The following is a 19,110-nucleotide window of genomic DNA, read 5'->3' on the forward strand; positions in this document are numbered from 1 at the left end:
TAATTACTATTTGTACTTGTCTAAAGCTCTTTTTAGTTTTCCATGAATTCTGGTGCGTAATCGTTCTGGTTCTAAAACTTCTATAGTATCACCAAAACCTAATATCACACGTTCTAACTCAAAATTAATCTGAACCTTAATCGTAAAAGTAGTACCTAGTTCATCTTTTGATATTGTTTGCTGAGATGTATGAAATGGTTTGGTGATTACATAAGGGGCATTTCTATTATCTATTCTAAACTTTACAAGCTCTGGCACTACATTTTCTGAAACCGTCACTCCTATTACATCCTTATAATATATATCTCCATCAATATGCTGATCGATATAAAGAATATCTTCTTTAGAATTATGGATACTAACAATTCTATCCAATGCAAAAGTGGTTAGTAGTTTCCCTTTATTACCCAACGCTAATAAGAACCATCGATTATTAAATTCTTTTAACAACTGCGGATGAATAAGAATTTCACTTTCACTTCTAGCTTTAAAAGACTTATACACCATTTTTAGAACCTGCTTATTCTGTATCGCGTGGTATAATCTATCAATATGCTCTAGCCCTTTTAGTTGGTCATTCTTTTCGAGATGGATAATCGGTATATTATCTTTTTCATTTGCATATACAGAATCTTCTAAGCGTTCAATAACTCCATTCATCTCCTTAAACAGCGAAAAATCTTTAAACTGACGTAATATCTGGATGGACTCGTTCATTATTTTAATATCATGATCTGTCACCGGGATATTCATAATACTATAATCTTCTTCTGCATATCGGTAAAATTTGCGTTGATATACTTCTATAGGTGCATTATATCCTAATTTATCACTACGCATCATCTGTATATCTAATTGTACCGTACGCTTACTTACATACACATCTTTTCCTTCATATTCATATAATGCATCAGAACATGCCTCTATAAGATCATCCAACATCCACCTCCTAAAGGTATTGCGCAAACATTGATCAATCGTTTTATATCGTATTAAAGCATTTTTATTAGAAGCCATTTAAAAATATTTTAGAAAAAATAGTAAATATTTTTTACTACGCAAAAAGAATGCGTACTAGTTACAGACATTTGTACTATAAATAACAAAACAATAAGAAACTTTAGAATTAAAAATCTTGCAATAATGCAGGGTATATTCAAAAAAAGAGTTTCAATTAATTAACAACAAAAAAATAAAACAATGAAGTTTAATCAATTTTCTAAAAAGGAGCAGGAGATCAGAAATTATCTGTTAGCCGATGCATTTGCAGGCTTCGACGGATTAGGGTTACACACTTCAGTTGTTAATCCTACTCCAGTAAAAATGCCAAATGCAAACGGTACAACAGTACTGGAAAAAGAGTTCAATTTAACTAGTATACACATTCGTGAGGTGCTAGTAACAGACAGCTTTACTTCGCATATAGTTTAGATGTTGTAAGCTCTCGATAAGCAGATTTGTCTTCATTGACAAATCAAAAAAGGTATCAAAAATCTTAAAGTGTTCACATAGTACTCACGATAAGCTAATGGCTAATCGACAAACTAATAGACACACAAGGCAGATGATATCAGACACTTATTGTTAGATAACAACATTCATATATCGAACGTATCCAGGTATACATTTCTATGACGCTTATTAAAAAAAGGTTACAAAACTCGTTTTGTCTATCGATCTACATCAGTCTGAGCTAAACAATCAGTCTAATCGTAGCCGAAAAGATGTCTAAGTATTTAGACAAACTCCATCGAAGACAAAACCCATCCAAACTGCAGTTTGCCGCTACCCGAAAAGGGGAAAGTAAGGTATCGCAACTGCACTAGGATCACTTTCCCACCTTATTGATCATTTCCCATAGGTACTAGGTATGTGGGCACATACCAACTGGGGTTGCAACCTATGGGCGTACCCCAACAATTGGAATATCAAACAACTAACAACATGAAAACTTTAAAATTTTTACTATTAGCCGTATTATTAGGTCTAAACTTCGTTTCTTGCGACCCTCCTTCTATCAATGAAGAAGTTGGAGTTGAGCAAGTAGAGAAAACTTCTTTTACTGAGGACGGTGAGGAAGAAGACGTAAAACCAGGTGATTTGTAGTTTTATAATTGCAAAAAGCTTTCTCAATAGGGTTTGTCTTTAACAAACCCTATTTCGTTATAGATTATAATCAAATAAAATATTTAAATTCGTTCTCCTATTTGTACTAGTATGAGACTTTTGAAGTTAACATCTTTACTAATTTGCTTTGTAACCGTTTTTATAAACTGTAACAAAAATGAAGAAACTTTTAAAGATAAAGAATCATTGAATAACGATATTGTTCATAATCTAATTAAAGATTCAGAAAACACATCAAAGTCATTAGAAGAAAAAAAATATTATCTCCAGGAAGCATTCGAACTAACCAATAAGCTACCTGACAATAATGAAAAAATTAAATTATTACATAAAATTTCTTATTCATATTATTCTTTTAAAGAATATGAGGACTATAAACAAATTAATTATAAAGCACTTCGAATTTCTAAAAAATTATCAGATTCCTTAACGATGGCAAAATCTTACGGTAATATTGGTATCTATTTCAGAACAATATCACTTGATAGTTCGTATAAGAACTTTTTAGAAGCTGACAGGATTTATAGAAATTTTGATAAAGTAAATAAAAGAAATCCTGAGTCATATGCTTTTGCTCATGGAAAAATCCTAATCGATTTAGCTAAATTATCTAAAAAAGTGAAAGATTATAGCCAAAGCGAAGATCTTACTATTAGAGCAATCAAAAAATTTTTGCTTTCAAAAAATGAATCTTATTTACCTCTATCCTATAATAATTTGGGAATAATAGCAAAACAATTGAGTCAATACAAAGACGCGATTAATTATTATGAAAAAGCAGTTGAATATTCTAGAAGAACAAAAAAAGAAACGTTTTATGTTGTACAGTCTTATAATAACATAGGTGTTGTTCATAAAAATAATAGAAAATATAAGGAAGCAGAAGAATCCTTTAACAAAGGCCTGGAATACTCAGATTTCTTAAAAAAAAATCCAAACACACACTCTTTACTATTAGATAACCTTGGATATGTAAAGTTCCTTTCAGGCAAACAAAGTGATAGTGCACTATATCTGTTAAATAAAGCATATAAAATCAGAAATAGCGTTAATGATATTAAGGGAATTATTACAAATAACTTACATTATGCGGAATACTACAAATCCAATAACAATGATAGTCTTGCTATACTTTATGGATCAAAGGTAAAAGATGCTTCTCTATTAGTTAATGAAAATACAGAACTCCTACAAGCTTATGATTTATTGGCCCAAGTTTCTCCTCCAGAAGAAGGACGAATATACGCCCTGAAATATATGCAGTTAAGTGATAGTCTAACCAAAAGAGATAATTTATTTAGAGATAAATTCGCCAGAATTCGGTTTGAAAGTGAAAATCTAGAAAAAGAAAACCAGCAGAAAAAAGAAGAAATTGTAGAAATCCAAAATCAAAACACCATCTATCTCCTTGGGATCTTACTACTTGCTACATTCATTGGGTTTATCATTTACTTCTCTAGACAGCGAACTAAATATTTAGCACAACAAAACAAAATCGTAGAGTTCCAAGCAGCGTATGAAACAGAAACCAGGATTTCTAAACGGTTACACGATGAAATTGGTAATGATATTTTTCAGGTAATGATGCAATATCAAAACGATCCACACGATCCACAGATTACCAAAAAACTAAATACCGCCTATACCAAAGCCAGAGACATCTCTAGAGAAAATAGCGAATTCGAGGTAGATGAAACCTACTTAGAGGAGTTAACGGATATGTTGACCAACTATACCAAAAACAATATTAAACTTGTACTAAGGGGTATTGATAAAATTAGTTGGGATACCACAGACAAAAATCTAAAAATTACCATCTATCGAGTTTTACAGGAGTTGATGACCAATATGCAAAAGCATAGTAAAGCAGATTTGGTCGCTGTGGTCTTTAAAAACGAAAAAAATAAAATATTAATTAAGTACTCTGATAATGGTGTAGGCATCCAAAAAGAAGAAATTAAATCAAAAAATGGACTCCGTAATACGGAAAAGCGTATTCTAGCTATCAACGGAACTATTATCTTTGACTCAGAAAAAAATAAAGGCTTTAAAGCTGAGATTAAAATCCCGTGTTAAAAAGGATCGAATATGTTTACAAAAGTATTGGTAGCAGAAGATTATGAAATTGCCAATCAAGGTATCGTAAAAGTACTTAATGACCAAGTAGGTATCCTAGATATAGAGGAAGCAAAGTATTGCGATGATGCGTATATTAAATTTAGAAAAGCGCACCAAGAAAATACTCCTTTTGAGTTACTGATAACTGATCTTTCTTTTAAAGAAGATCACAAAGTACAAACCAGAACTTCTGGTATAGAACTCATACAGGACATTCGAAAAATAGACCCTACCATTAATGTAATCGTATACTCACAAGAAAGCAGACCTGATAAGATAAATATGCTATTCCAAAAACTAGATATTAATGGCTATGTGTGCAAAGGCCAACATGCAATAAAAGATTTAGTAAACTGTATACAAGGTGTATATAAAGGTGAGACTGTTCTTCCGTCTGAAGTAACGGATGCTAATACTGATAATATTATCAACTTAGATGATTTCGATATTATGTTATTAGAAGAACTTGCACTCGGTTTTACTAAAAAAGAAATTGTGCAAAAATTAAAAAAACAAAAAATCTCTCCAAATAGCGAAAGTACTATTGACAAAAGAGTAAGTAAACTCTTTGATGATTTTAAAGCAAAAAACACCACACATTTAGTCGCAATTGTAAAAGATTTGGGGTTATTGTAAAAAAAAGCAATCTACTACCAGCTATATTCTTGGTTATTTGTTTCTAATCTCTTTTTCTACAAATATTTTCTTTAAAAAAATCCTTCTTAGTAGGGTTACGTGTAGATCTTTTGATCAAATCGCGATGTACATTTTCATCTGCTTTTTGCAATTATATTTAGTTAGATAACAATTACTAAAAAAACTGTTTTTTCTAAAAAAATTCCCTTTGATTACGGAAATCTGTAAGGACTTCCGCTCCAGTAAATTTATGTTTGTACCATCAAAAAAAGTAAAATTCTATTTAAGTATTCTAATCAAAATCGAACGGTATAAACAAAAAAAGTAATGGGAAAAATGAATACAGATCAGGCAATAATATCCGGAATCATTAAGGGAGATCAACGGACATTAAAAGTTTTCTATCGTGACAATGTAAGATATATCCAAGGGTATATTTTACGAAATGATGGTAATATGCAGGATGTAGAAGATGTTTTTCAGGACGCGTTAGTAGTATTGTATCAAAAACTAAAATCTGGAACTTTAGAAATAAACGTTCCATTAACAACCTATTTTTATGGGATTTGCAAAAACACTTGGAGAACTCGATTGCGCAATAAACATAAGGTAGTTCATGATGAGACAAAATTTATAAGTGCAGAATATGTAACCGAATCCGTAATCAAGGATATCGAAAACCAAGAACGTGAGCATTTATACCGAAAACATTTCCAGAAATTAAGTAGTGATAACAAAAATTTAATGCTGTTATATTTTGAAGGGAAATCTGCCAAGGAAATTTCAAAAATCACAGGATATACTGAAGGATATACCCGAAAAAAGAAATTTGATGTCAAAAAACAATTATTAACGATGATCGAGAAAGATCCATTGTATCGCGAACTAAGAATTACTGCTTAGGTATTTACAAAATTGATTAGTGTGTAAGTACATTTAACGAATAAAACATTCAGAAAATCTAAAAAAAAGAAAACCAGGCCGGGATCCTGGTTTTCTGCATTAAAAAAGTAATCACTGACGACTGACTTGTCGCTTATGAAAAAACGAGAATTAACTCATATTCTTCCTTATAGCCATTTTTTATACTATAAACAGTCAACTCCAGAAAAACCCTACATTTTAATATTTAAAATTATTATTTAATGTTACACAACCGGATATTGAGCATAAAAATAACTTTGAACCTAATAAAAAATCACCTATCATTACATCACTAAAATTAAACAACATGAAAAAAATAATCCCTCTATTACTTCTCGTTATTTGTCTATTCGCCTGTAAAGACGAGCAAAAAGAAAAAACTTTGGATACTGAGAATAAAATAGAATCCACTGATGATAATCAAGAAAAAGAAGCAGAAAAGAAAAATAATAATTATCAAACATCTTCGGTAGTTAAACCAGCTAATATTGATCTGGACAAAGAAGTAGAGAATTTTATCATGTGCAAAAAAGCAGCTACGGAACGAAATGATTGCAGAAATAGTATCTCCAAAACGATTACCAAAGTCTTTGAAGTAACAGAATTTAAGGATCAAAAATCGGGATATGTTATATATGACAGTATTCGTCCTATTGCAGAACGATCTAAAAATTGGTTACAATTAGGAACTGTAACTCAGCAAACCATAGATCAAGCATTAGAGCATACCAATAGAGGTGGTTTAGCACTAATCATTGACACTTCAGAAACATATGGCCATGTAGTTGTGATTGTTCCTGGAGAAAGTAAAAAATCTGGATCTTGGGGTATGAAACTACCTAATGTGTTATCACTAAGCAATTATAAACCCGAAAAATCATTTAGTGACAAATCACTTTCGTATGCAATGAGAAAAAGTGATGATTTAAAAGTTTTTGTTAGGCAGTAAAAAATATCTAGTTTAATAGTATCTAAATCCTCAATTGGTTATATTTCTTTTGAGGATTTTTTTTGATTATTAATTACATTACGCAAAACTATTGCGTAATACAATCTCATCTTTGCTTCATCAATTAGATAATATCATGAAAAACAAAATTAACATTACCGGAAAGACATTGATTGATTTAGGATTTAGATCTGGTAAATGGTTTCCAAAAGCTATTGAACATATCAATACACATCAATTAGCTGATGAAGCAATGCACGCTTATTTAGAACAATATAAAATGCCTCCTATCCAGGAGTTACATAAAACTGCTATAGACTTTAAAATTAATATTAAAGCAGCGAATGAATTAGAAAAAGATAATGTTACCAAAGTAACGGACTCCATGAAGGAATTGATGAAAACTCCTACCATTATAAACGGTGCCGTGATGCCGGATGCATGTCCATCTGGCCCAAAAGGCACTATCCCTGTGGGTGGTGTTGTCGTTGCTAAAAATGCAATTCATCCAGGAATGCACAGTGCAGACATCTGCTGTTCTGTGATGTTAACTGATTTTGGTAAAACAGATCCTAAAAAAATATTAGATGCTGCACATGCCAGCACACATTTTGGACCTGGAGGTAGACCTAGAGGACACCAATATCAGCTGACCGATGAATTGTTAGCAGAATTTAAATCTAACTTCTTTCTTAGAGAAGACAAAGATATTAGTATGGCTAGGGAACATCTAGGAACGCAAGGAGATGGAAATCATTTTCTGTTTGTAGGAACTTCTACAAAAACTGGTAATACCATGATGATCACACATCACGGATCTAGAGGTGTCGGAGCCAGATTGTTTAAAAAAGGAATGCATATTGCCAATAAATTTAGAATGGATATTTCTCCTGAAACTTTAAAACAAAATGCCTGGATTCCTTTTGATACCGAGGAAGGACAAACCTATTGGTCGGCATTACAAACGATCAGAAAATGGACAAAATTAAATCATGAAGTGATTCATGATGCAACTTTGAAAGCGTTAGATCTAGAAGCAGAAGATAGATATTGGAACGAACATAACTTTGTCTTTAAAGAAGGTGACTTATTCTATCATGCAAAAGGAGCAACCCCTTTAGATAAAAAGTTTATGCCAGATATCACAGGTCCAAGATTAATTCCGCTAAATATGGCAGAACCTATATTAATTGTCGAAGGAGCAACCACTGAGAATAATCTTGGATTTGCACCTCACGGAGCTGGTAGAAACTTAAGTAGAACACAACATAAAAGAAACAAAGAAGGACAGACTAATGAAGAAATCTTTGCCATTGAAACAGAAGGTTTAGATGTACGTTTTTTCTCTAAAGAAATCGATATTTCTGAATTGCCAAGTGCTTATAAAAATGCCAAAGCTGTACGAAATCAAATGGAGGAATTTGGATTGGGTGCAGTAATAGACGAAGTGATGCCATATGGTTCTATTATGGCGGGAGATTTTAGTATCAATGCTCCTTGGAGAGTAAAGAGAAGAAATAGAAATAAGTAAATATAACAATTGATTAAAAAATAAAAATGCAAATTAAAAAAGGAACCCTGTATTAAGTTTTTAATTTAAAAATTAATACAGATGAAATCTTATGACAACAAGAAATTTTATAATTACAAAACAAGTCATAAAGGAAAAAGAGAACGCAAAACGCCCCGAAATGGTGGAAGTTAGGTAGCGAGTATACAAGAGAAAAGAGACGAGAATATCGCACTAAAAGCAAAGTTGTTTTACGCAAAAAATTAAATAACGAGTTAGTAGAATTTCCTTTGTATAAAAAAACCATGTGGTGGGATGCCTAAAAGAATTTAGAAACAAAAATGAATTTATTTTCAATTTTACAAAACAGCAAACAGTTCCTTTCAGATTCCTGGAAGGAACGCTATGCTGATTTTTTACAAGAAGAACATCTACAGGTTTTCTCCAAAAATCTGGAACATTATCATGAGTTTGGAATTCCAGATAAACATCCACTCCCCCATTTTGATGAAGAAATAACATCTTCACTATCCGAAGCGTTCAAGAATTTTAAAACAATTCTTGCTGAAAACAACACAACTCCAAAAGATTGGGCAGCGATTATTGAAAACACACCTTTTGAGCATCTTTTATTGCTTATTGGTCAACGATGTACCTCAGCCACGTTACAGAATGAAGAGGCGATTCCGCCATTAAAAGAAACATTACTAGCCAGTTGTTTTACTCCTTTTAATCATCAAATCTGTATAGCTACCAGAGCTTGGGAAAAACATATCGGAAGATCTACTGATAATTTTTGGGGAGAGATAAAAGGTAACCCTACTCAGAAAGAAGAAAAAGTAAGAAAACGTATTCTAGAAATTATAGAAAATAAAACTTGGTGGAATATCTTTTATCATTATCAACACGAATATGTATATGAGATTAGAGTACCAAGCGGTCATGGAATCCGATGGAGTTCGGATGGAACAAAATTAATAGGTTTTTTAGAACCTTTTCTATAGATTCATATATCGAAGTAACTTCTTTCTTTACTTTTGTAATAACCATTAACCAACATAATACCTATATGATTCACACTATAGAAAACGACCACCTAATTGTTAGTATTGATAGTATTGGAGCAGAATTAACAAGTATCAAAACCAAAAAAGATAATAAAGAATTTTTATGGCAAGGTGATCCTACTATATGGGCAAGTCGGGCTCCTGTGCTGTTTCCTATCGTTGGAGGATTAAAAAATGGAACATATACTTATAAAAAGAAAAGTTATTCTTTACCAAAACACGGATTTATCCGACACAACAAAAATGTAATAGGAACGCAAAACAATCCTACTAAAGTTTCATTTTCGCTATCTACTTCAGAAGAAACACTGAATAGTTATCCGTTTACATTTGATTTCATAATTAGTTTTGAACTTGTCAACGATCAAATCATAATTTCGCATAGTATAAATAATAACGGTTCGCAACCCATGTTTTTTTCAGTTGGAGGACATCCAGCTTTCAATTGTCCTATACACTCGTCAGAAAACTATGAAGATTATTATATTTTATTAGAAAAAATGAACAATACTGATTGTTATGTACTTACATCAAATGGATTGATTAGTAATCAAACTATATCTGTCATAGAAGATCACAAAATCTGGCTTACCGATTCTCTTTTTGATAATGACGCACTTATTTTTAAGAACATCAAAGCAGAAAAGGCCACTCTTGTTCATAAAGAAAAAGGGGCAGTACTTTCTATGGATTTAAAGGATTTTCCCGATCTTGGTATATGGGCAAAACCCAAAGCTCCTTATGTCTGTATAGAACCTTGGTTAGGATATGCTGACGTAGAAGATACCACCCAAAACATCGAAGAAAAAGAAGGGATCCAAAAACTGGATGAAGAAAAAACGCATAACAGTAGTTATACAATTACCATAACCGATTGCAAATGACACAAAGTGAATATTAGTAGCAAATAATGCTAAAATTGCTTTAAAATCTTCTAGTATTCGTATAAAACAGTTTGGTCAGAATTTGTAATATTTAGCAAGACTTGATTCCCTTCAACTTGTAGATTCGAAATATCGAAATCCAATTCTTGGGTAATAAAAGCTTGACAAGCTTCTTCATTTTTCAATGACAATCTTAAATTTCTTTGTGGCGGATTGGATTCAAATACACTCTCGGAATCAATTAATTTTAGTTCCCAAGTATTTCCATCACAACCCGATGCACCAAAATTGACTTTTAAACAATTATCAGCTATTGCTACACTATTAATGGTTACTTGATCTGAAGGCGCATCCTCATATTCTGAAGCATCTACCAAAGTTGTAAAATCACAATTAGTTGGGTTTGCAACATCATCATCATTCGAACAGCTCAAAATTGTAACTCCGATTAAAAGAAGGACAAGTATATTTTTCATGATTAAAGTTATATGTTATTTCATAGATGAAACTCTTACCTAATGGTTGCGGTGAATTATACAAAATTTTTATAAAAGCTATTGCTATTTTTCAATCCAAACTTCAATACAACTAAACACCTAACGATTGCGCTGTTGTATTCTTCTGTATGGAAAATCTTCTTTAGATTGAACAGCATTTGTCTTTTCATTTTTCATATAACTTTTATGGATCCACCTTTTCTTATCAGTATCTTCCGTAGTAAAAATTATATTCCCTTTGTTATTCTGAACGGTTCTGAAATTGGTTGTTTTATTAACGTTTTTAACCACACCTTTATTCTCAGTTTTAATTGCATCCATAAACTTCGTTACATCTTTTACTGTACAAGCCTCATAATCCTTATCATTTTGTTCGCTAATAGCTTCGACAATAATCGATTCTAATATTTTATCCCACAAATTCTTAAAAAGACGTTGATTATTATAGATCTCTACTGCATAAACTTTACCGTTGATTGCGTATGCATATCCAATCGTATTGTCCGTTGTTAGTAAATCCTTAAACTTATTGTAATATTCTTTTTTTGCACTATCCAATTCGTCACTCTCTAGCGCTAATTGCAAGCTCGTATTGGATGCGTTATTGGCTACATTTACCATTTTTCCATTTTTTCTGGAAAGATTATCATTTAAACGATCCTTCTGTTCCGCTACTTTTCCCCAAACCTTACTCTGATTTTTTTCGTGTCTTGCTGCAAGTTTTAATTCTCTAGATGATAACATTTTAGTATTAGACGCAAAAGAAGAAAGAGTTTCATTACCACGTTGTCTCCATCTACCTTGTTCTACACAAAAACTTTGTAATTCTACATTCTTCGCTTTTGGAGGAATAATTACATCATAACTTATTGTTCTATCCTGTTTTCCTCCTTTTACAATATCTCCAGAATGAATAAATATATAATCATCGCTATTATTATCCAATAGCAATTGATTTACATTTCCTGTTTCTTTTACCGTCACTTCCCTTGTATTCATTGCTTCAGATAAGGTTTTATAAATATCACCAGATATTTTTTCTTTACCTGTAATCATAAATAACGTAAGATTCTGAACACGTATTCCTTCCTTAATTTTAATTTCTTCTGTAATCTGTTCATTACTTGGATCATCAGTAATCTTTTGGTCATCAGAAACTTTGCCCTTTTTGAAACCAAAAAATAGAATACAAATACTAAAAACGGATAAAATAATTGAGTATACCTTCATGATTGTTTTTTTTCAAAAGTATCTAGTTGAATGACGATTCTCAATACATATCGAGTGAGATGACCTTTTCATTTAGGGAATTACTTTTACGATTTAGGTAACTCATAAAAGAAATACATTAAAAAAATAATCCACATTCTTTTGTAAGTTTTATTTCTTTATCTTGACTGAGTATGACAATTAATACCTTAAAGCACCTTTTTGACCTGTAATAAAAAAAATATTGCAATTCTAGTTTTTGCACTTTCGCAAGAAGAGGAAATTAAAAGAAAACCTTTTCTAAAGAATAGTTCATTACAATCAGATCTTACTTCTAGAACGATTACTTTAGTCAAAAAAACAGGATTAGATTATTTTGTATATAACGAACAACAACAATCCGGTACTGGTTTTGGAGAACGCTTTTCGAATGCAATCAGTGATATTTATAATAAAGGGTATCATGCGGTAATCACGGTAGGGAATGATACTCCAAACCTGAATAATCTACATTTACTAAAAGCAGTTGAGACTATACAAAAAGGACACACTGCGATTGGTCCTTCTTATGATGGAGGTTTCTATCTTTTAGGAATTCATAAAGAGACTTTTCATAAAAAAGAATTTGCTCAATTTTCTTGGAATACTGCTAACGTAAGAAAGGAATTATACACCTATCTAGAGTCCTATAATACGTCTTTTTCTCAATTAGACTTTTTATATGATTTGGATCATTTTTCGGATATTATAAACGTATACAAAACACTTCCATTTTTATTAAAAAAATTACGAAGTGTATTACAAAGAATATTTCAAAAAAGGGAAAAAACAACTTCTTCCGGACAAATACTCCTATTACATATTTCATTAAAAATATATTATAATAAAGGGTCTCCGCATCTTATCTACTAATATGTAAAAAAGATGTTTTTTTAGACATCATATCCTCTTATTTTATTAAAAAAACACTAATCAACCTATGGATGATATCGTGTATTGATGCGTCTAAGTAATCTTAAACGTTTCGATAAACGTCTTACTATGTGGTTAATGATACGCTCAATTATATTATAATACATGAAACTCTTTCTTAAAGTCATTTTTATTTTTTTTACACCTTATCTAATCATTTCTCAAGAAACCACAGGAACACTTCAGGGAACACTTACCGATACCGAAAATAACCCAATACCATTTGCAACTATTCAATGTATTGATGTTTCTACCAATTACAAATACGGAACTATTTCAGAAGAAAATGGTTTTTATAATATCACCAACCTATCTCCATCTAACACTTATAAGTTACAAATTTCATATGTTGGCTTTCAGACCGTCATAGAAGAAAATGTTAGGATTCAATTGGGAAATACCACTATTAAAAACTTTGTGATGTCTGAGGATAGTGTATCCTTAGAAACTGTTGTAGTAACAGGTTCTTCTAAAAGTCAAAAAAACGGTAATGAAACCTTACTAGGAAAACGAGAACTTAGAACCACTCCAACTATCAACAGAAGTATTCAGGATCTTACTAAAAATCTAACAGAAAATAACCTTAATTCTTTTGGTGGTGCTAGTAATCGTTTTAACAATCTTAATATCGATGGTATTGCCAATAATGATGTGATCGGTTTTCAGGAACCTGCAAGTGGAGCGGCAGGATCCTCTGCCAACGGAACCCCAGGAAGTCTCTCTAGAACCCAACCAATTGGATTAGGTGCAGTAAAAGAGCTTTCCGTAAAACTAGCTCCGTTTGATGTAAGTATCGGAAATTTTAGCGGTGCTAGCATTAATTTAGTAACTAAAAATGGGACAAATACGACAAAAGCAGAAGTATATGGATACGGAAACAATCAGCTTTTATTAGGTAACTATGCAGATGGTATCAAGCAAGAAAGTGCTAACTTCTATGATGTTCAGTTTGGAGGTGGAATCGGAGGACCGATTATAAAAGATAAATTATTTTATTATGTAAATGTGGAACAGGCACTTTCTGACAATCCTGTATTAAATGCTCCTGGTAGTGCAACCTCTAATATTTCTTCAGAAGATGTACAATTAATTGCTGACCGTCTAATTTCTGAATACAATTATGATCCAGGTTCTTTTACCAACGCTTCTATTAAAACTGCAAGTACCAAAATATTTGCTCGATTAGATTATAATCTATCAGGTCAGCATAAAATTACAGTACGTAATAACTATGTAAACAGTTTTGCTGATAATTTAGAATGGAGCTCTTCTATATTTAACTTTGGGAATCAAGGATATCGACATAACAGTATTGCCAATAGCTTAGCATTGGAGTTAAAATCCAATCTTACTAATGGAATTACGAATCAACTTACATTAGGATACAATACGGTAAAAGAAGACAGAGATTTTGATGGACGTGTATTTCCACATATCCAGATAGCTTCTAATTCTAGTAATCGCATATTTGCCGGAACCTATAGAGAAGCTTCCGTGTATAGCACTGATTTCTCTACACTGCAATTAGCCGATAAAATATCGTACACTTCACAAAAACATACAATTACCGCAGGCGGATTAGCGCAGTTTCATGACGTAGATTATGGGTTTTTATCTGCTTGGAATGGGCGTTGGGAGTACCGATCTGTACAAGATTTTTTAGATGATAGCCCTAGTCGAGTGCGTGGCGTCTACAATATTAACAATAATGATTTTGATTTTGTAACTAGCCGACCATCCGCAACCGTTTCGGTTATAGAAACAGCGCTTTATCTACAAGATCAATTCAGAATTTCTAACCGATTTTCTGTTACCGCAGGTATTCGACTCGACGCTCAATTCTTACCAAGTGACTTACCGATAAGTCAAGAAGTATTGAACACACCAGAATTTAGTCAGTTTGATAACAAAATTTCCAATGCACCTCAATTTAATCCTCGATTAGGATTCAATTATTCATTAGATACTAATAATAGATATAGATTACGTGGAGGTACTGGACTATTTTCCGGTAGAATCCCATATTTATGGTTTGCTTATGTAGAATATATATCTGGAACAGAATATTTTAACATCGACTTACGTCCCACAGATGCTACTCCACTTACCGAGAATCTGGCAGATTTGCGCAGTGTACAACCTAATCTTACCGAAATTAATTTAATTGATAATGATTTTACATTACCTAGAGAATGGAAAACTAATGTAGCTTTTGAAGCAAAATTACCTCATCAATGGAATGTAAATCTCGAAGGAACGTATACCGAAGTATTAAATGGATTATTTTTTCAATCCATCAATCGCAGAAATGAACTTGGGAATTTTGCTGGTGCAGACAATCGTCCTTATTTTCTGCAAACAGGTGAGGATATAAAAATTAATCAAAATTTTACCAATGTATTCCTATTAACCAATACAGATAAAGGATACCGTTACAATATAACCGCAAATGTTTCTAAAAGAATAGGAAATTATAGAGGAACTGTTGGATATACCTATGGTAAAAGTAAAGATATTTCCAGTACTGTAAGAAGTTCTCCTGCAGCCAACTTCGAGTGGAATCAGGCTATTTTCGGGAATGAACCTGCTATTTCTTTTTCTAATTTTGATCTAAGACATAAGATAATATCCACACACTCTTACGATATTAATTTTGGAAAAACCAATACTGCATCTATTTCATTTTTATATAATGGTCGTTCTGGAAGCCCTTATTCCTTTGTATACCAAGGAGATACTAATCGAGATGGTTCCTCTAGAAATGATCTCATATATGTACCTAGAGACCAATCAGAAATACAACTAGTAGATATTGTAGATAATAATGGCATTGTTACGAGCTCAGCAAATGAACAATGGCAACAATTAAACAACTATATCGAGAACAATTCTTATTTAAGAAGCAGAAGAGGTAATTATGTAGAAAGAAATGGAGCCAAAACTCCTTGGAATCACGAATTAGATATGAAGTTGCAATATGGAAAACAACTAAAAAATGGACATAGTATCACAGTATCTTTAGATATGTTAAATGTATTTAACTTTATCAATCGTGATTGGGGACGTTTAGTATTTGTACCTAATGTAGTTAATTCAAGTTTTAGTTTACTCAATTTTGTTGGAATAGAAAATGAACAACCGCAATATCAATTTAATGTCGATCCAGATGAGCAACCTTGGAACATAGATTTACAAAATTCTAGATGGAGAGCACAAATTGGGATTAAATATGGTTTCTAGAAATCTTACTTATCTTATTCAGAATCAAAATGAATTATTCCTAAAATTTGGAACTTATTTAAGAATAAACTGATATTTGCAATATAAATAAGAACAAAAAAACAAGTTTAAAATATCTATGAATCTATTTTTTACACATAAAAAAGGACGCTGTAAAGCTGTTTTCGAATCGAAAGCATAGATAAAAAACTAGAGATATATATATTCTAAAGGGCGTCCAAAAAAAATGGACGCTTTTTTTATGTATTATTTTTTAGAAACTATGAACATTCAATAAAATGTTGTTTGAACGATACTCATAAGAACTACAGTTAATTAGCAAATAGATCAATATTCGTTACTAAACGAACAGGAATCCTTTTGCCTAAAAATAAACACAAATTACTGATAGTCAATAAATTAAATTAAAAAATAATTTGCATACTTAAAAAATAGATTTCATATTTGCACCGCAATACAGCAACAAAAATAATAACTATTAATAACCGAAGTAATATGACATTTAAAAACATATATACATATACACTAAGAGAACCAGGTTCTTTTATGCGTATGCTTCGAGACTTCTATAATTCATAAACTGATCCTATCAGTTTGATTTAAAGTCCGAAGCCTGAAAAAGTTTCGGACTTTTTACTTTCAATAACTTAAAACATATTCAATTCTTGGATTGGACTCTTTCAACGAGTTTAATACAGTACCACTGAAGTGTTGTTATGAATAATTCTTTCCGAAAAACAAAATAAACAAACATTAACCTAAACAATAATCAAATGAAATTTTATAACCAAAACAGTTAGGGTTTCAGATACCAAAAGGTATGCTGGAATCATTATTAAGACAATTATGAATTAAATAAAAATGTCTAATGAAACCGGCACATATTAAAAGCCAAAGACAAAAAGAGATTCGTCGTATTCAAAAAAGGCAGCGTAAAATCTGGGAAGAACAACGAAATCTAGGGTATATAAAATTAGAAAAACCTATTCGTCATGGTTGGTTTAAAGAATCTGTAATTACCAAAAATGTAGAAAAATATAAAAATCAAAAATACATTGAAGAATTACACAAAAAGTTAGAAAAATCATTTTGGGGAAGAACCAAAGAAGAAGCTGATAAAAAATGGCTTCAAGAAACTTCAAAATATTTAATTAACAAAGAATTGCCAACCATAAGTCGTAGGTCCTTTAATAAGCTTAGTGATGGTGCACAAAGAATGTGTGTTCCCTTCAGGTATTATACTAAGGAAAAGAGATTAAAACTTCGGTTTTATGTCAATCTACCGAAAGGTACATATAGGATCAAATTTACGAAAGCTTATGTAACACATAGCAAACGAATAGATCCAAAACTGGAAAGTGAAGATGCATTACTAGACCAAAGGTTGTTAAAAAATGGATACTTCGAGGAGGTACAAAAACAATACAACTGGAAAGATTATTGGCAGATTTCAAAAGGAAGAAAAGAAAAGCTCAAAACGAATAGCAAATTAAGGGGTCTTAAAAAACATAAGATCCAAGAAATTATAAAAGAAGAAATATCATGGGAAAGAAATTAAGCGGAAAAGACTTAATCAAATTAGGCTTTCCAAAAAACAATAGTATTAATGTGACGTTGGGTCAGATTAATCGATATCAAAAAAGAGTAAAAAAAGAACACATATTAATAGAAGCTAAAAAGGTATTATCAAATCCAGAAGCCTATCAAGGTGATGGCGTATGGGGCAAGATTGCTGAGAGTTTACTAAAGCCAGTGGAAGTAAAAAAGCAGGCTTTAAAAACTACCAGATCACCATTTCAGATTTATGGCGAAAATGAAATCGATGAGCAAGCAAAATACCAATTGTATGATGCACTCAAGTTACCAGTAGCAGTTGCGGGAGCTTTAATGCCAGATGCACATAGTGGATATGGTTTGCCTATTGGCGGAGTGCTTGCCACAAAAAATGCCGTGATTCCATACGGTGTTGGGGTAGATATCGGATGTAGAATGTGTCTAACAATTTATCCGATTGCTATCTCCTATTTAAAAGGGAAAAAGCATCAATTGGAAAACATATTGTCTGAGCATACCAAATTCGGGATGTATGAAACCCATAAAATAAAGCATGATCATGAGATCTTTGAAAGAGAAGAGTTTAAGAACATACCTCTAGTAAAAAGATTGAAGGACAAAGCATATAAACAATTGGGAACATCTGGTGGTGGTAATCATTTTGTAGAATTTGGAACTGTAGCTATTACAGATACAGAAAATGAATGGGGATTAGATGTAGGTACATATATAGGTGTGCTATCACATAGTGGTTCCAGAGGATTGGGAGCCAATATTGCAAAACACTATACTTATTTAGCAACCAAACAATGTCCATTGCCAAAACACGTACAACAATTAGCTTGGCTAGATCTAAATACGCATGATGGTCAGGAATATTGGTTAGCAATGAATCTTGCTGGAGATTATGCGCAAGCATGTCACGATGATATTCATGCCAGAATCGGAAAATTATTAGGATCACGACCTGTTGCAAAAATTGAAAATCATCACAATTTTGCTTGGAAACAAGAAGTAAATGGCGAGGAGTGCATCGTGCATAGAAAAGGAGCTACTCCTGCTGCAAAAGGTGAGCTAGGAATTATTCCGGGATCTATGACAGCTCCAGGATTTATAGTGAGAGGATTAGGGAACCCAGAAAGTTTGCAATCTGCATCACACGGTGCTGGAAGATTACATTCTAGAAGAAAGTGTAAAGAGAGATTTACCAAGAGTGATATCAAAAAAGAATTGAAAGCAAATGATGTTACATTAATTGGTGGAGGAATTGATGAAGCACCTATGGCGTACAAGGATATTACTAAAGTAATGGCGAATCAACAAGAGTTGGTTGAGGTAGTTGGAACATTTACACCAAAAATCGTGCGAATGGATAAGTAAGATATTGAGGAGTTTAATGAATCAAAAACTCCTCAATGCTTAA

Annotated in this window: 16 protein-coding genes; 13 read left to right on the top strand and 3 right to left on the bottom strand. The window is 32.2% G+C overall.

Going from position 1 to position 19,110, the window contains the following annotated elements; translation table 11 throughout:
* Positions 1 to 6 precede the first annotated feature (6 nt).
* Complete coding sequence (locus J8L88_RS07110) at positions 7 to 1,017, bottom strand: YafY family protein (RefSeq protein WP_211060365.1); 1,011 nt, start codon at positions 1,015 to 1,017, stop codon at positions 7 to 9.
* 183 nt (positions 1,018 to 1,200) lie between these two features.
* Here J8L88_RS07110 and J8L88_RS07115 point away from each other — a divergent pair, with 183 nt between their 5' ends.
* From J8L88_RS07115 to J8L88_RS07155, 9 genes are all read left to right on the top strand, one after another.
* The gene (locus J8L88_RS07115; RefSeq protein ID WP_211060366.1) at positions 1,201 to 1,431 is read left to right on the top strand and encodes a hypothetical protein; all 231 of its coding nucleotides are present in this window, start codon (positions 1,201 to 1,203) and stop codon (positions 1,429 to 1,431) included.
* Between the two features lie 513 nt (positions 1,432 to 1,944).
* Positions 1,945 to 2,106 (top strand): hypothetical protein, encoded by a 162-nt coding sequence (locus J8L88_RS07120; protein WP_211060367.1) that lies wholly within the window; start codon positions 1,945 to 1,947, stop codon positions 2,104 to 2,106.
* Positions 2,107 to 2,217: 111 nt separating this feature from the next.
* A complete protein-coding gene (locus tag J8L88_RS07125) occupies positions 2,218 to 4,203 on the top strand; it encodes a tetratricopeptide repeat-containing sensor histidine kinase (RefSeq protein ID WP_211060368.1) in 1,986 nt (661 codons plus the stop codon).
* Positions 4,204 to 4,215: 12 nt separating this feature from the next.
* A complete protein-coding gene (locus J8L88_RS07130) occupies positions 4,216 to 4,881 on the top strand; it encodes a response regulator (protein ID WP_211060369.1) in 666 nt (221 codons plus the stop codon).
* A 327-nt stretch (positions 4,882 to 5,208) separates the two neighbouring features.
* Positions 5,209 to 5,784, top strand: a complete 576-nt coding sequence (locus J8L88_RS07135) for an RNA polymerase sigma factor (protein ID WP_118387434.1) — start codon at positions 5,209 to 5,211, stop codon at positions 5,782 to 5,784.
* 328 nt (positions 5,785 to 6,112) lie between these two features.
* Positions 6,113 to 6,754, top strand: a complete 642-nt coding sequence (locus J8L88_RS07140) for a hypothetical protein (RefSeq protein ID WP_211060370.1) — start codon at positions 6,113 to 6,115, stop codon at positions 6,752 to 6,754.
* Between the two features lie 136 nt (positions 6,755 to 6,890).
* The gene (locus tag J8L88_RS07145) at positions 6,891 to 8,285 is read left to right on the top strand and encodes an RtcB family protein (protein ID WP_211060371.1); all 1,395 of its coding nucleotides are present in this window, start codon (positions 6,891 to 6,893) and stop codon (positions 8,283 to 8,285) included.
* Positions 8,286 to 8,605: 320 nt separating this feature from the next.
* Complete coding sequence (locus tag J8L88_RS07150) at positions 8,606 to 9,268, top strand: hypothetical protein (protein ID WP_211060372.1); 663 nt, start codon at positions 8,606 to 8,608, stop codon at positions 9,266 to 9,268.
* 65 nt (positions 9,269 to 9,333) lie between these two features.
* Positions 9,334 to 10,215, top strand: coding sequence for an aldose 1-epimerase family protein (locus J8L88_RS07155; protein ID WP_247666437.1), 882 nt, complete (start codon positions 9,334 to 9,336; stop codon positions 10,213 to 10,215).
* Positions 10,216 to 10,265: 50 nt separating this feature from the next.
* Here the strand turns inward: J8L88_RS07155 and J8L88_RS07160 are convergent, their stop codons facing one another.
* Together J8L88_RS07160 and J8L88_RS07165 are read right to left on the bottom strand one after the other, a co-directional pair.
* Positions 10,266 to 10,691, bottom strand: coding sequence for a hypothetical protein (locus J8L88_RS07160; protein WP_211060373.1), 426 nt, complete (start codon positions 10,689 to 10,691; stop codon positions 10,266 to 10,268).
* A 120-nt stretch (positions 10,692 to 10,811) separates the two neighbouring features.
* Positions 10,812 to 11,942, bottom strand: coding sequence for an ARPP-1 family domain-containing protein (locus tag J8L88_RS07165; protein ID WP_211060374.1), 1,131 nt, complete (start codon positions 11,940 to 11,942; stop codon positions 10,812 to 10,814).
* 201 nt (positions 11,943 to 12,143) lie between these two features.
* On the opposite strand from J8L88_RS07165, the gene J8L88_RS07170 reads away from it, so the two are divergent.
* The 4 genes from J8L88_RS07170 (at position 12,144) to J8L88_RS07185 (ending at position 19,067) form a co-directional block, all read left to right on the top strand.
* Positions 12,144 to 12,833: a DUF2064 domain-containing protein gene (locus J8L88_RS07170; RefSeq protein ID WP_211060375.1), complete on the top strand. Its 690-nt coding sequence runs from the start codon at positions 12,144 to 12,146 to the stop codon at positions 12,831 to 12,833.
* Between the two features lie 165 nt (positions 12,834 to 12,998).
* A complete protein-coding gene (locus J8L88_RS07175) occupies positions 12,999 to 16,133 on the top strand; it encodes a TonB-dependent receptor (RefSeq protein ID WP_211060376.1) in 3,135 nt (1,044 codons plus the stop codon).
* 868 nt (positions 16,134 to 17,001) lie between these two features.
* Positions 17,002 to 17,691, top strand: coding sequence for a hypothetical protein (locus tag J8L88_RS07180; RefSeq protein ID WP_027395316.1), 690 nt, complete (start codon positions 17,002 to 17,004; stop codon positions 17,689 to 17,691).
* Positions 17,676 to 19,067 carry an RtcB family protein gene (locus J8L88_RS07185; protein WP_211060377.1) on the top strand — a complete coding sequence of 464 codons (1,392 nt, stop codon included), beginning with the start codon at positions 17,676 to 17,678 and terminating at the stop codon, positions 19,065 to 19,067. The genes J8L88_RS07180 and J8L88_RS07185 overlap by 16 nt, the downstream gene beginning before the upstream one ends.
* Positions 19,068 to 19,110: the final 43 nt, after the last annotated feature.

The organism is Aquimarina sp. MMG015 (assembly GCF_018100855.1).
Classification (GTDB): Bacteria; Bacteroidota; Bacteroidia; order Flavobacteriales; family Flavobacteriaceae; genus Aquimarina; species Aquimarina latercula.